12 protein-coding genes, 1 other RNA gene and 1 pseudogene are annotated in these 13,097 nt (G+C 49.2%); 10 read left to right on the forward strand and 4 right to left on the reverse strand.

Features of this window, described 5'->3' with window-relative positions; all coding sequences use genetic code 11:
- The first annotated feature begins 57 nt into the window (after nucleotides 1-57).
- Genes BZG79_RS04455 through BZG79_RS04465 form a run of 3 tightly spaced genes read left to right on the forward strand, consistent with a single transcriptional unit; the run spans nucleotide 58 to nucleotide 4,080 of the window.
- On the forward strand, nucleotides 58-525 hold the full coding sequence (locus BZG79_RS04455; RefSeq protein ID WP_077678952.1) for an Lrp/AsnC family transcriptional regulator: 468 nt from the start codon (nucleotides 58-60) through the stop codon (nucleotides 523-525).
- Between the two features lie 41 nt (nucleotides 526-566).
- Nucleotides 567-2,327, forward strand: a complete 1,761-nt coding sequence (locus BZG79_RS04460) for an ABC transporter transmembrane domain-containing protein (RefSeq protein WP_077678953.1) — start codon at nucleotides 567-569, stop codon at nucleotides 2,325-2,327.
- On the forward strand, nucleotides 2,320-4,080 hold the full coding sequence (locus BZG79_RS04465) for an ABC transporter transmembrane domain-containing protein (protein ID WP_077678954.1): 1,761 nt from the start codon (nucleotides 2,320-2,322) through the stop codon (nucleotides 4,078-4,080). Before BZG79_RS04460 ends, BZG79_RS04465 begins: the two co-directional genes overlap by 8 nt.
- 70 nt (nucleotides 4,081-4,150) lie before the next feature.
- Here BZG79_RS04465 and tesB read toward each other — a convergent pair whose 3' ends face one another.
- Nucleotides 4,151-5,014, reverse strand: coding sequence for an acyl-CoA thioesterase II (tesB, locus tag BZG79_RS04470; protein ID WP_077676862.1), 864 nt, complete (start codon nucleotides 5,012-5,014; stop codon nucleotides 4,151-4,153).
- Between the two features lie 99 nt (nucleotides 5,015-5,113).
- On the opposite strand from tesB, the gene BZG79_RS04475 reads away from it, so the two are divergent.
- From BZG79_RS04475 to BZG79_RS04500, 7 genes and pseudogenes are all read left to right on the forward strand, one after another.
- Nucleotides 5,114-5,533: a YbaY family lipoprotein gene (locus BZG79_RS04475; protein WP_021023827.1), complete on the forward strand. Its 420-nt coding sequence runs from the start codon at nucleotides 5,114-5,116 to the stop codon at nucleotides 5,531-5,533.
- 41 nt (nucleotides 5,534-5,574) lie between these two features.
- Complete coding sequence (locus BZG79_RS04480; protein ID WP_077678955.1) at nucleotides 5,575-6,306, forward strand: hypothetical protein; 732 nt, start codon at nucleotides 5,575-5,577, stop codon at nucleotides 6,304-6,306.
- A 124-nt stretch (nucleotides 6,307-6,430) separates the two neighbouring features.
- An RNA gene (gene ffs, locus BZG79_RS04485) (signal recognition particle sRNA small type) lies at nucleotides 6,431-6,527 on the forward strand.
- 300 nt (nucleotides 6,528-6,827) lie between these two features.
- Nucleotides 6,828-7,727 (forward strand): annotated as a pseudogene (locus tag BZG79_RS04490) (DUF3404 domain-containing protein); the annotation flags it as partial.
- Entirely contained in the window at nucleotides 7,704-8,171 is a 468-nt protein-coding gene (locus BZG79_RS16995; RefSeq protein WP_347336579.1) for an ATP-binding protein, read from the forward strand. The pseudogene BZG79_RS04490 and the gene BZG79_RS16995, both read left to right, overlap by 24 nt.
- Complete coding sequence (locus BZG79_RS04495) at nucleotides 8,168-8,812, forward strand: response regulator transcription factor (RefSeq protein WP_077678957.1); 645 nt, start codon at nucleotides 8,168-8,170, stop codon at nucleotides 8,810-8,812. The genes BZG79_RS16995 and BZG79_RS04495 overlap by 4 nt, the downstream gene beginning before the upstream one ends.
- A complete protein-coding gene (locus tag BZG79_RS04500; protein WP_077773811.1) occupies nucleotides 8,809-9,696 on the forward strand; it encodes a DUF2861 family protein in 888 nt (295 codons plus the stop codon). The genes BZG79_RS04495 and BZG79_RS04500 overlap by 4 nt, the downstream gene beginning before the upstream one ends.
- Nucleotides 9,697-9,791: 95 nt before the next feature.
- Here the strand turns inward: BZG79_RS04500 and BZG79_RS04505 are convergent, their stop codons facing one another.
- The 3 genes from BZG79_RS04505 to BZG79_RS16885 form a co-directional block, all read right to left on the reverse strand.
- Nucleotides 9,792-10,268: a Dps family protein gene (locus BZG79_RS04505; RefSeq protein ID WP_021023831.1), complete on the reverse strand. Its 477-nt coding sequence runs from the start codon at nucleotides 10,266-10,268 to the stop codon at nucleotides 9,792-9,794.
- 157 nt (nucleotides 10,269-10,425) lie between these two features.
- Complete coding sequence (locus tag BZG79_RS04510) at nucleotides 10,426-11,817, reverse strand: HD-GYP domain-containing protein (RefSeq protein WP_077773812.1); 1,392 nt, start codon at nucleotides 11,815-11,817, stop codon at nucleotides 10,426-10,428.
- A 56-nt stretch (nucleotides 11,818-11,873) separates the two neighbouring features.
- The coding region (locus BZG79_RS16885) for a PAS domain-containing methyl-accepting chemotaxis protein (RefSeq protein ID WP_077773813.1) at nucleotides 11,874-13,097 on the reverse strand (1,224 nt) is incomplete at its 5' end.

The raw sequence follows: 13,097 nt of genomic DNA on the forward strand, positions 1-13,097 counted from the left end.
ATGACGCCAAAAGAGAAAAATAAACTCCTACATAACACTTGATGGAAATGATTTTTTATGACTATCACTTTAGATGAGATAGATCGCACTTTACTCGCAGCGCTACAGGAAGATGCCAACTGGTCTGTGGCCGCGCTGGCCGAACGGGTGAATTTAACCACGACTCCCTGTTGGAAGCGGCTGAAACGGCTGGAATCACAAGGGGTGATCCGCGGGCGGGTAGCATTGCTTGACCCGGAAACCGTTGGCCTAGCCTTTACCGCCTTCGTCCACATCAAAACCAATGACCACAGTGAGCAGTGGTACAAAACCTTTACCGAGGTGGTGACTGAGTTTCCTGAGGTGATGGAATTCTATCGCATGGCAGGTGAGTACGATTACATGATGAAGGTGCAGGTGGCTGATATGACTCGATTTGATCATTTTTATAAAAAGCTGGTCAATTCTGTGCCAAGTCTGAATAATGTGACATCAACGTTCGCAATGGAAGCACTTAAATACACCACCGCCCTACCGATCGGATAGGTCAGATAAATAATAAAAGGCGGGGAGAATAAGGAGCCCTCATGAAGGTGTTTTGGCAGTTAGGCTGGTTTTTTAAACGTGAATGGCGTCGCTATGTCGGCGCCATGATTATTTTGGTATTTGTCTCTGTCTTCGAGCTGATCCCACCGATGGCCGTGGGCCATGTGGTCGACGGCGTGGTTGCGGGGGATATTTCTACGCAAACACTGTTATGGCTATTAGCGGGCATGCTGGCTATCTGGGGGGTGGTGTATCTGCTGCGCATTGTTTGGCGAGTGTGGCTTTTCGGTGCGGCGGCGGAGCTTGGCTCTGTGCTGCGTAATCGGCTTTATGATCACTTTACTCGCCAATCTCCGCATTTTTTCCGTCGCTATCCGAGTGGCGATATCATGGCGCGATCCACTAATGATGTGAAAGCGGTGGTGATGACCGCCGGAGAGGGAGTCCTGACCGCGGGTGATTCCATTATCACAGGTGCGGCGGTATTGATTGTGATGGTCAGCCAAATCAGTTGGCAACTAACGATTTTAGCGCTGTTGCCGATGCCGGTGATGGCCTTTTTAGTCAATCGGTTTGGGCGCCGTTTACATCATACCTTCACCGAGTCACAAGCGGCGTTTTCTGAGCTGTCAGAGGTGAGTCAGTCCTCACTGTCTGCGGTTAGAATGGTACGTGCCTTTGGTCTAGAGCAGCACCAAATGAATCAGTTCGACCAGGTTGCGGATCGTACCGGGGAGAAAAACCTCGCCGTAGCGCGGGTCGATGCGCTGTTTTCGCCGGTGATTCAAGGCACCATTGGCGCGTCGTTTTTCTTTACCGTTTCCGGTGGTGGCTATTTGGTTGCTAACGGTGAGATTTCGTTAGGCGATCTGACGGCGTTTACCTTGTACCAAGGTTTGATGATTTGGCCGATGCTCGCGATCGCCTGGCTGTTCAATATTATCGAACGGGGCCGAGCGGCGTGGACCCGTATTGATGCGCTGATGCAAGAGCAGCCAGACATTGTTGGTGGTGACACTCCGCTGCCTGACACCATGCAGCCGTTGACGCTGGCCATTGAGCAGTTTAAGTGGCAACCGGATGACAGTTTTGCCCTCAAAGATATCCATGTGATCCTCCCGCCTGGGGCAATGCTGGGGATTGCGGGCCCGGTTGGCAGTGGCAAATCCACCTTGTTACAACTTCTATTGCATCTGACTACGTTGGAAAAAGGCGATATTCGTTATGGTGATGTATCGATTGCGAACGCTGATTTGTCGTCGTGGCGACAACGTTTTGCGGTGGTGACGCAAACACCGTTTTTGTTCTCGCGCTCGATTGCGGAAAACATCGCCCTCGGTCGCCCCGACGCAACTCAAACGGAGATTGAACACGCGGCCCATTTGGCTTGTATTGACGAGGATATTCGTCAGTTGCCGCAGGGCTATCAAACGGCTGTTGGAGAAAAGGGGATTACTCTGTCCGGTGGTCAAAAGCAGCGCATTTCGATTGCTCGCGCATTATTGGTGGGTGCCGAGTGCTTGATTTTGGATGATGCCTTGTCGGCGGTTGATGGTGACACCGAACATCGGATTTTGCAGAATCTACAACAGCATCAACAAACGCGTACCACGATCGTGATTGCTCACCGCTTATCGGCCTTGGAAAGCGCCGACGAAATCGTGGTGCTTAGTCATGGCCAAATACGCGAGCGCGGTCAGCATCGTCAATTGATTCAACAGCCAGGATGGTATCAAGAAATGCATCAATACCAGCAGCTGGAAGCGGCACTGGATGCCGATGAGGAGCCGCGCAATGACTAAGCGAGAGATTTTATATCGGCTATTAAGCTATATGCGTCGCGATCGTCGCCAGTTTGTGATTGCCGCCATTTTCTTATTGGTAGCCGCGGTGGCGGAAGTAACCGGCCCTTATTTGGTGCAAATCTTTCTTGATAGCTATGTTGCCAAAGACCATTATCCGGCGATGATCATGTGGGCGCTTGCGGTGGGGTACATTGTATCCACCATTGTTTCGGCCGGCTTCCAGTATCAGTACGAGTTACGCTTTAACACCATGGCGGTGGCGATTATTCAGCGGATTCGAAAAACCGTGTTTGCCAACGTTATCAAACAGCCGTTATCCGCGTTTGACTATGTGCCGATGGGGCGGATTGTCTCGCGCTTAACCAATGATACCGAATCCTTGAAAGAGCTGTATGTGTCGGTGCTTTCGACTTTTTTACGCAACATCGCCTTGATTAGCGTGATGCTGGTGGCGATGCTGATGCTCAGTATTGAACTGACGCTAGTCGTGCTGGTGTTATTGCCCTGTGTCATCTTGGTAATGGTACGGTATCAAAAACGCTCAGCGCCCGCCTATCGCCGAGCGCGAGACCGACTTGCTGATATCAACGGGGTGATGAACGAGTCGGTACAGGGCATGAATCTTATCCAATTGATGCAGCAAGAGCAGGCGTTTTCTTCCCGCTTTCAAACGATGACCGCGGATCACTTGGATGCCATGGTCACCATTCAGCGCCTTAACGGGATCTATCTCCGTCCCTTGATTGATTTGCTCTCCGGTGCCGCCTTGCTGTCCTTAGTGGCAATTTTCGGCGTCAGTGGAATGGAAGTGATTGGCGTCGGGGTGCTCTATGCTTTTTTGAGTTACCTGGGTCGAATCACTGAGCCGCTGATTGAGATGATGCAACAATTATCACTGCTTCAGCAGGCGATTTCAGCGGGGGAGCGATTGTTTGAAATGATGGATACGCCGCCTGAGCAATATGGTCATGACAGTACACCGATTCCTGACGGTGCCATTGCACTGCGTGATATATCCTTCTCTTATGATGGCGAAACGCCGGTATTGTCAGAGGTGAATGTCAATGTACCTGCTGGCGGCTTTCTGGCGTTGGTCGGTCATACGGGGAGCGGTAAATCAACCTTAGCGTCATTACTCATGGGGTTTTATCGCCCAGGAGAAGGCACGTTAACGCTGGGTGGTTTGCCGATTGAAACCTTAAGCCATCAAAGTTTGCGCGAGGGCGTGGCGATGGTGCAACAAGATCCGCACATGTTAACCGGCAGCTTAAAAGAAAATATCGCGCTGGGACAGACACTGGACGATGCTGTGATTTGGCATGCATTAGAGCAAGTAGCATTGGCAGAGTACGTGAAAGGCTTACCTGCTGGTTTAGAGACTCCATTGGGCGAGGGGGGGATGACGTTCTCAGCTGGGCAACGTCAGCTATTGGCTCTAGCGCGGGTGTTAGTCCGTCAGCCTAAAATATTGATCCTTGATGAAGCCACCGCCAATATCGATTCCGGTACCGAAGAGCTTGTTCAGCAAGCATTAAGTAGGTTACGTCAGCAGATGACAGTGGTAGTGATTGCGCACCGTTTATCGACTATTGCCGAGGCCGATAACATCTTGGTTTTGCATCGCGGCCGCGTGATTGAGCAAGGGCGTCATCAAAGCCTGCTACGCCAGCAAGGGCGTTACTGGCAGATGTACCAGCTTCAGCAAGCCAGCGCTCACTTGGCGGCGCTTGAGGAAGAAGCGCAGGCTTAGTCGTGTCATAGGTAAGAAAATTAAAAAGGGGCTCAGGCCCCTTGTTTGCAGCGAATAGCGTCGCTGAGCGCTAGGAGAGCTTACGCATTAACCCTTCTTGAGTAGCAGAAGCCACTAGGTCACCTTGTTGGTTAAAAAGCTCTCCGCGAACAAATCCACGTGCACCACTGGCGGAGGGGCTTTCAATCGCAAACAACAGCCACTCATCCATTCTAAACGGGCGGTGGAACCACATAGAGTGATCAATAGTAGCCACTTTCATGCCTGGGGTCAGTAATGTTACCCCGTGAGGTTGTAGCGCAGTGACCAAAAACCCCCAATCCGCCGCGTAGCCCAGCAAGTATTGGTGGACATGGTAGTCATCGCCGACTTCACCGTTAGCACGGATCCAGAGATATTGCTTCGCTGGGGCCGGTTCTGGCTTCAGTGGATTGATCACAGTCGCAGGGCGAACTTCTATTGGTTTATCACTGCCAAACGCTTTGACAACATTGGCGGGTAGTTTATGGGCAATATCTGCGACCAGTGATTGCTCCGAGCGCAAAGTTTCCGGAGCGGGCACGTCTGTCGGCATTGAGTTTTGATGCTCGAAACTTTCCTCTTCCTCTTGATACGATGCGGTAAGATAGAAAATCGGTTTGCCGTACTGTACGGCTTTTATTCGCCGAGTACTGAAACTTTTTCCATCTCTGAGTATCTCAACATCATAGATGATCGGTTGTTCCGGGTCGCCTGGACGCAGGAAGTAGCTGTGAAATGAGTGCAAAAAGCGATCGGCTTCGATGGATGTTTTCGCGGCAGAGAGCGCTTGACCAATCACTTGCCCGCCATACACTTGTGGCAGTCCAAGATTCTCACTTTGGCCGCGATATAGGCCGGTGTCTAATCGCTCAAGCTGCAGCAGTTGTAAGAGTTCTGTCAGTGGTTGGCTCATAAGTCCTTGATTCATGCTATGCTTCCATTGTTATTGTTCAAGCTATCATAACCTTAGCGTTTTTGCCGCATTCAAACGCGTTTCGGTGAGGATTCTTTAATGAAGAAACTAACGTTTCTGTTGTTCGCCTTATTTACTGCTCTAGTGTTTACCGCTTGCTCTGGTAATAGCCAACCCAATGATTTAGCGAATATTTCTGGTACTTTGGTCTATCGTGAGCGCCTTGCTTTACCCGAGACTGCCAGTGTCACTGTGCGTTTGGTAGAAATAAAAAAAATGGACTCGCCGGGTAAAGTGATTAGCCGACAGTCTTTTGTGACTGAAGGTCAGCAAGTGCCCCTCCATTTCGCGCTAAATTACGATCCAAGCCAAATTTCTGCTTCTCATGATTATGTGATCACCGCGCAAATTGATGTCAGTGAACGCCCGTTATTTATCACCAATACGGTTAATAAAGTGATCACGGATACGAATCACACCTATGATCCAACCATTACGCTGGTACGATCCGACAACTAGTCGCTACACTGGGAATCATGACCACAGCACAAGGAGTGTGCATGCGGATTTCCTCATTAGTTTGGCCCGCAATCGTGCTAGCGATTGCTATTGCTGCGAGTATCAGTGCCGGCGATGCCTTACATGGGCTAGCGATCATGGCGCCTGCGTTGTTTTTCTTCTACCCAGACAAATTGGCGAGTTGGTTATTGCTGTTGGGAATGGCGGCCTTGGCCCTTTCTTTACCGCAGTTACCTGCTTTGCTTGCGGCAAGTACTTTGCTGATCTTGCCAGCGTTATCTTTATGGTTTAATCCTGACCGACATCCCCATGTTAAGTGGTTACTTGGGTCTGTGATGCTCGCTATTTTCGCAGGGATAATGGCTTTGCAGTCGGAAGCAAAATTAGGCGGGGCTCCCTGGTTTTTGGCTCTTCAACTTGCGGCGTTATGCGGGTTATGGCTATCGATGCAATATTGGCCGGGCTACCAACCACCTCGCCGTGGCGCTTGGCTAGTGCTTCCCATTCTGGCCGCGGCGGTTGGGTGGCCATCCGCGCTGTGGAGCGTGGCAGTGGTTGCGATGATTGGGCTGTTACAGTGGGTGGCGCTTACACCGCGTTTAGCCGCTTCACGTCACCCTGCGATGCACATTTTGCCGTGCGTGCCGTTTTTAGTTATTGCTTGGCGTGTTCCCTATCAATTAACGATGTCGTTACTGGTGGCGTGGGCCACTATGCTGGCGGCTATCTGGGTAGGTGAGTATTTACTCTTGGAAGACTCAGACGATGATTAAGTGATAATTGCTTATAAGATCAACAGTTAATCGGTAAGAAAACGAATCCTCCTTGCATTGCATCCAGCCTTGCCACATAATGCCCCGCAGTTAAGCAAGCTTAACGACATATCGATGGAGGCCTCCTTGGTTCTCCCGCAACACTATCTTGTGTACTGGGTCAGGTCCGGAAGGAAGCAGCCCGCGCTTGGGACGTGTGTGCCGGGATGTAGCTGGGGAGGTCTCCGCCCTTTCTGCTCCCCCCTAAAATCACATGCTTCTCGAACAATACACCATCATTTTCCTGTGAATTCCACCGCCTATTTACACAACAAACTGATATGTGCACAACCAACTGATTTTTTGGGATGATATGAGAGTCTGTCTTCTATTATCGTCTGTTGACACCTGGGTGACACAGCCTGGCATGACTCGACTATGATCATTAAATATACAGGCAGCAGTGGGCCCAATGGAGGCGTGACGTGGTGATAAGGCGAATGTGGGTGGCATGGATAGCTATCTTGGTGAGTAGCCAAGTGATGGCGAGCGATCTACAAACGCAGCTTAAGGGGTTTTACGATGAAGCGTGGCAAGCAGGGACCCTGATGGTCGCTCAGCCGGCTTTAAACGCTTATCCTCAAGCGCTTTTAGTGAGCCAGGCACAATATCCAGATTTTGAACATTTTGATTGGCAAGATCTGAGCGCTCTCTACCAGGTCGTTCAAACCTGCCAACCTAATCCGCGCATTGTGGTACCAAGGCTGTTAGTTGCTCAGCGCTTCGAGCTTGCGCTTTGTCGAGAACAGCCTTTACCGGTTGAATGGTTTGAAAAAAATCCGCTGCTTCATCCTGCTGGGGGGAGTTACGCCGAGCGTTATTTAAGCCATTACGCAATAAAGACACCACCGCCTGAACTGGTAGAGCGTGTGACTCTCGCCAATAAAAATCACCCTTTGCATGACGCACTGGCCGCGCTTAGTCAGTCAGGGCGTGATGCCTAGCTTAACGGTTACCGTGCCTATTTGGATGGAGACCGTCTGTGGTTAAATGGGGAAGAAGGGTGGAAAGCGTTACCTCGCACACAATGGATGTCGATCGCCGATAATTATCGTTTGAGCCTATCGACCCACTCAACGGGCTGTGACTACCGATATGGTAATATTTGTAATCAGTTACATCCCGCTTATCGAGGCGTCATGATTGCTATTTTGGTGGCTATTTTTGGGGCGCTAGTGCTGGGATTAGCGCGCAGTGTTTATGATAGGTACCAACAGCGGCGCGAGCGCCAGTTTATCCTCCAGTTACTCACCCATGAACTGCGAACACCCATTGCCAGTTTGGGTCTGACGGTTGAGATGTTGCGCAATCAATTCGATAAGCTGGATGACTGTACGCAAGATGTGTTGTGGCGTTTATTGGCCGACCATCAACGGCTCAACCAACTGACGGAAACCAGCAAGGGATATTTAAGTACCGATAAAAGCGAGCAGTTTAAAACGCAAACAGCCTCGTTATCCGAGTGGTTAGATAACGTGTGTGACTGCTATGACATTGACTACACGTTAAACCAAGATAAGACATTAACATTGCCTTTCTACTGGCTCTCTATTTGTTTGAAAAATCTGATACAAAATGCGCATCAACACGGTGGCAATAAAGTTTGGATCCGAGTACATGTCGGCAAGCGAATTCGAGTGTGTGTCTATGATGATGGTGCTTTTCCTTCATGGGGGCAACGCGTTTGGCGCCGCTGTAAAGCACCAAAGTCTGAGCACAATATGGGGATTGGATTATTTTTAGTCGCGCGGTTAATGCGGCAAATGGGGGGTAAACTTTTGATTAGACGTCATCCTACTTGCTGCATGTTGGAGTTACCCCAATGAGCCATTTGCTATTGATTGAAGATGACACCTTGTTGGGTGAGGGCCTACGTCAATTTTTTGAGAGCCACGGTTTCCAATGTACTTGGTTAGTTGATAGCCACAAGGTAGAGAAGCACTGGTATCACGCCGATCTCGTTATCTTAGACCGGCAACTGACCGACGGTGATAGCTTGATTCAGCTTCCTCACTGGCTTTCCTTAAAAGCGCTCCCTGTTATTGTACTGACCGCGAAAATTGAAGTAGAACAACGAGTTGAAGGGCTCATGGCAGGAGCAAAAGACTATGTGGTTAAACCTTTTTCACATCAAGAGTTGCTCGCGCGAATTTATGCCCAGCTTCGACCTTTGGGCGAGAGCCAGCTTTTGTATGGACCGATCAAGGTTGAGCCGGGATCGCGGAATGTTTATTGGCAGAATGAATCCGTGATGTTGAAACCGAAAGAATTTGACCTGTTATTATTGTTAATACAAAACCCAGGGCGAGTTTTTCATCGTGAAGAATTACTCAACAAGATTTGGGGTTATCAAGCGTTTCCCACCACTCGTACTGTGGATAATCATGTGTTGCGGTTACGACAAAAATTGCCCGATTTAGCAATAGAGACGCATCGTGGCGTGGGCTATAGATTGGTGATGCTATGACACGATGGGGACGCTTGCTGGTTCTCGGATTCGCGATGCTAAGCGTAAAAGTAAACGCTGAGCAAGCCTGGTTTGGTGATACGCCCATGCAACAGACCTACCAGGCATTAGCCGCCGACCGACCTACTGTTGCTTGGCAGGAGCTTATTTTTGCACTATCGCAAGAACAGATTGCTACCCAGCATTGGGCCGCGCTCAAACATGCGATCATCAATCAAACAGATTGTGGTCAACGCCTAACTGAGCCGAATGGAAAGGATATTCCACAAGGGCTTACCATTTCTTTTGTGCGACGCGCGGGAGCATCAAGCCTAGGTTATGAAATCAAACTATCGGCTGAGCATGTATCGCGTGCAACTTTGGTTACGCTCACTGATCCCAATGGTCAGACGGTGATCAGTGAAATATTAGGCGCTCAAACTGGATTTCAAGAACTTGAATCAGGACAACTTTTTACCCAAGTAGATCCAGGTGTTTACGAACTGCGTTTAGGTGGGCAGCACTACAGCTTGGTCGTTTACGGATTACCGCGGCGCCCTTGGGTGAAACTAATCGGCCATCCAGATCAACAATTAACGGTGGATTTGCCTAACACGCCAACCAGTTGCGCGCCGGCAGCCGCTTATTGGCTATGGCTAGATGATGCGTACCGATGGATCGAGCAAACGCCAATTTATGTGACAAGTAGCGCGGAAAACACACCGAGCCCGGTGAAGGTCTCGCTTCCCGTTAAACGTCCCGCTAAATCGGAACACTTGAGCGCGATCGTGACGCATTTTGAGTACCAAGGCGCTATCAAAGTGAATTACGTCGAACGGCTAGCTTTGCCTTTACCAGAAACACCTTACACCGCTGAATCAGTTAACGCCAGGCGAGTTAAATGACGCTAGGCGAGCGATCTATCAAACGTGTTTAAAGGCGAGAGACATAAAAAAATAGCCCGACAAAGCGGGCTATTTTTACGTTATCGAACAGGTGATTAGTTCAAGTATGCGTTGAACATCCACAGTAATTTTTCTTGTTCGCGGATGTAATCGCTCATTAGTGCTGATGTGCCTTCGTCGTCAGCTTCACCAGCAAGGCTCATAATGTCACGTTGTAGGCTAATTAATACACTAAACCCGTCAACAATGGCGCGTAGACCGGCTTGACCGTTCGCCTCTGGTGCATGCTCTTTGATTTCACTGATTTTCAAATATTCACTGAAGCGGTGTTCAGCGGTACCACCAATAGTAAGAATGCGCTCGGCTACTTCATCGATCTTAGTTTGCAGATCGGTATAGATCTCTTCGAATTTTACGTGTAGCTCAAAGAAGTCGCCGCCTTTGATGTTCCAGTGAAAACCACGCACATTGGTGTACAGCACTTGGTAGTTTGCTAATAGCGTATCTAGGCGAGCTGCTAAATCTGCAGCTTTGGTGCTGTCCAATCCGATCAATGCTGATTGTTTACTCATCTAATGCCTCCTTAGTGGCAAAATCAATGTGTTAAATCGTCGCGCTATCGCGAAAATTCAACACTGGAAACTGTGTTGTTTCGATTGATGAAAATAGAATAACGTCCCGAATTAAAAAAGGAAAATGGAGTTAACCTATATACCTGATAGGTTAAGCCTATGATGTGATCGATGTACCGTCATGAACAATAAAATGCTCAGGAAGACGCTCGAGACCTGCGATTAACGCTTGTAGGCAGCGCGCGTCGATTGCCGTGCCAGTTTCTTCTTTCATGATGGATAAGGCTTTGTTCATTGGGATAGGGCCACGATAGGGACGCTCAGCAGTGATAGCATCAAAAATATCTGCGGTGGTAATAATGCGAGTGAGCAGGGAAATGTCATCGCCCTGCATGCCGTCTGGATACCCGGAGCCATCGAGCTTTTCGTGATGGGCGCTAGCGAACTTGGCGAGGTGATCGAGTTGGTGGATTTTCGATAAGATGGTTTTACTCAGTGCAGCATGGCGTTTAACGTGCGCCCATTCCTCGTCATCCAGTTTTCCCGGCTTATCGAGCACATCATTGCTTACGCCGAGTTTGCCAATATCGTGCAGTAACGCGCCACGCTTTAGCCATTTTTTATCATGTTCACTAATGGCTAACTCGTCAGCAATTAAGCTAGCGTATACGGCGACACGTTCACTGTGACCCGAGGTGAAAGGGCTTTTGGCATCAACAATACGCCCAAAGGCAGCTGCAATGTCATCCATATAATCATCATCGACCCAAATGCATGTGTTGGCAGGCGTCATCGACAGGACTTCTTCTTTTAATGTGGGGCTATCCAGTTGCTGCCAAAATTGCGGTTCGCGAGCCAGCTGTAAAAAGGTATCGACGAGGTCGGGGTCAAACCAAGTGCCGCGACGGTTTTTCAGCTCGCGGAGTGCAGCGTCGACACCGGATTCTGTTCGAAAAACATCAATGACTTGCGTCATCAATGCGATGCGCGAAAACAAGGGGATCTGATCGGCCTTTAACTGATCAGGACGCCCACCACCATCATAGTGTTCATCCAGCGCGTAGATGGCTTCAGCAACGCTTTCACTAAAACGTAAATCGCGTGCGACATCGGCACCACGGGTACATCGCGTTTCGATCAGCTCTTGCGCATACATGTCGCCATGACGAATGATATCGAGTGTGGTCGAGAGCTTCTGCATAAACCCACGCTTTACGCCGGTATTTTTTAGTACGAAATTCAGTACGCTGGATAAGCTACCGTCCACTACCTTGTAGCTTTGTTTAAATGCTAAATCATTGGTGAGGTACAGTTCGCAGATCCGTGCCGCATTGCTGCTGCAGCCCGCATCTTTTAGCAGCAACGTATAGAAAAGATCATGACGTTGTTGATCATCGAGCGCTAAGGCGTCAGCAAGTTTCATTCCTAACCACGTGCAGCGCATACAATGTTCGGGTGGCTGTCCTTCAGTCATATCGAGCGCCGTACTCAAGGCTAGGATTAGCTCTGACAACTTTAACGAAGTCACGTCATTTATATGGGGTTGCATCTTATTTTCTCATCCACTTTATTGGTCCATTACGCGTTGGTGGTGAAGGTCTACTTTTAATGTGTGAGACCGCGAACGGTTGCCGACACTTCTTCTGCACCTGCGTGCATATCACTCATCACGTTATCGGCTGCGGTGACTTTTTCTTGCCCCATAGTTGATTGCTCAGTGACTCTTTCCATTGCCTCACTCACCCCTTTGATCAGTTGTAGGTTTTCATCGACGACATCGGCAATTTCTGTGGTGGACTTGCTGGTGCGTTGTGATAAACCTCGAACTTCGTCGGCAACAACCGCGAATCCACGGCCTTGATCACCCGCGCGCGCTGCTTCTATCGCTGCATTGAGTGCGAGCAAGTTAGTTTGTTCGGCGATTTGTTTGATCGTGGTGACGATGTTTTCAATGCTCTGTGCATGCTCACTGAGCTGATTTACCTGATTAGCGGCTTCGACAGCTTGGTCGGTGACGTTTTGCGATAGCTGAACGGCTTCTTGTAGTAAGGCGCTACCGTTTTCACTATGCTTGAGGGTTTGTTCTGATGATGCTTGAGCAAGCTCTGCCGCCTGATTAACGGCTTGATTTTTCTTCACTGTATCAGTGATTGCAGTCGCGAACTTGATCACGCGATAGACTTTACCATTGACATCAAAAACGGGGTTATACGTTGCTTCGAGCCAAACTTCATTACCATGTTTATCACGACGCAAGTATTGGCCAGACGTGAATTGGCCGCTGGCTAGTGATGCCCAGAAGTTTGGGTTATCTTCATAAAACGCGTGATCACAAAATATCTCATGATGCTGGCCTGCAATTTCTCGTGCTTGGTAGCCCACCGCGGCCAGGAAATTATCATTTGCACGAACAATTGTGCCGTCAGGTTCAAATTCAATCACCGCCAATGAACGATCGATAGCAGCCAGAATAGATTGTTGTCGTAAGCTCTCTTTGTGCTGTTTAGTGACATCCGCTGCCAATTTTCGAACGCTGGCTACTTTGCCGCTGGTATCTTTGATCGGTACATAAGTCGCTTCCATCCAAATTTCTTGTCCATGCTGATGGCGGCGACGAAATATGCCTTTCTGTGGTTTACCTTGCGCGAGTGATTGCCAAAATTGTTGGTAACTTGGGTCATTAACGGTTTCTTCGAAACAAACCGCGCGGTGATGCTGGCCGATAACCTCATCACGACCGTAACCAATAATACTTAGGAGTTTATCGTTTACACTAGTAATGGTGCCGTCAGGCGAGAAGGTAATAGTCGCAATATGTGTATTGATGGC

This window comes from Salinivibrio sp. MA427 (assembly GCF_001996115.1).
Taxonomy (GTDB): Bacteria; Pseudomonadota; Gammaproteobacteria; order Enterobacterales; family Vibrionaceae; genus Salinivibrio; species Salinivibrio costicola.

Excerpts from the sequence above, each read along its gene's own strand:
- BZG79_RS04455 (WP_077678952.1), top strand. The coding sequence starts at position 58 with ATGACTATCACTTTAGATGAGATAGATCGCACTTTACTCGCAGCGCTA.
- BZG79_RS04460 (WP_077678953.1), top strand. The coding sequence starts at position 567 with ATGAAGGTGTTTTGGCAGTTAGGCTGGTTTTTTAAACGTGAATGGCGT.
- BZG79_RS04465 (WP_077678954.1), top strand. The coding sequence starts at position 2,320 with ATGACTAAGCGAGAGATTTTATATCGGCTATTAAGCTATATGCGTCGC.
- tesB (WP_077676862.1), bottom strand. The coding sequence starts at position 5,014 with ATGAGCCAACCACTGACAGAACTCTTACAACTGCTGCAGCTTGAGCGA.
- BZG79_RS04475 (WP_021023827.1), top strand. The coding sequence starts at position 5,114 with ATGAAGAAACTAACGTTTCTGTTGTTCGCCTTATTTACTGCTCTAGTG.
- BZG79_RS04480 (WP_077678955.1), top strand. The coding sequence starts at position 5,575 with ATGCGGATTTCCTCATTAGTTTGGCCCGCAATCGTGCTAGCGATTGCT.
- BZG79_RS04495 (WP_077678957.1), top strand. The coding sequence starts at position 8,168 with ATGAGCCATTTGCTATTGATTGAAGATGACACCTTGTTGGGTGAGGGC.
- BZG79_RS04500 (WP_077773811.1), top strand. The coding sequence starts at position 8,809 with ATGACACGATGGGGACGCTTGCTGGTTCTCGGATTCGCGATGCTAAGC.
- BZG79_RS04505 (WP_021023831.1), bottom strand. The coding sequence starts at position 10,268 with ATGAGTAAACAATCAGCATTGATCGGATTGGACAGCACCAAAGCTGCA.
- BZG79_RS04510 (WP_077773812.1), bottom strand. The coding sequence starts at position 11,817 with ATGCAACCCCATATAAATGACGTGACTTCGTTAAAGTTGTCAGAGCTA.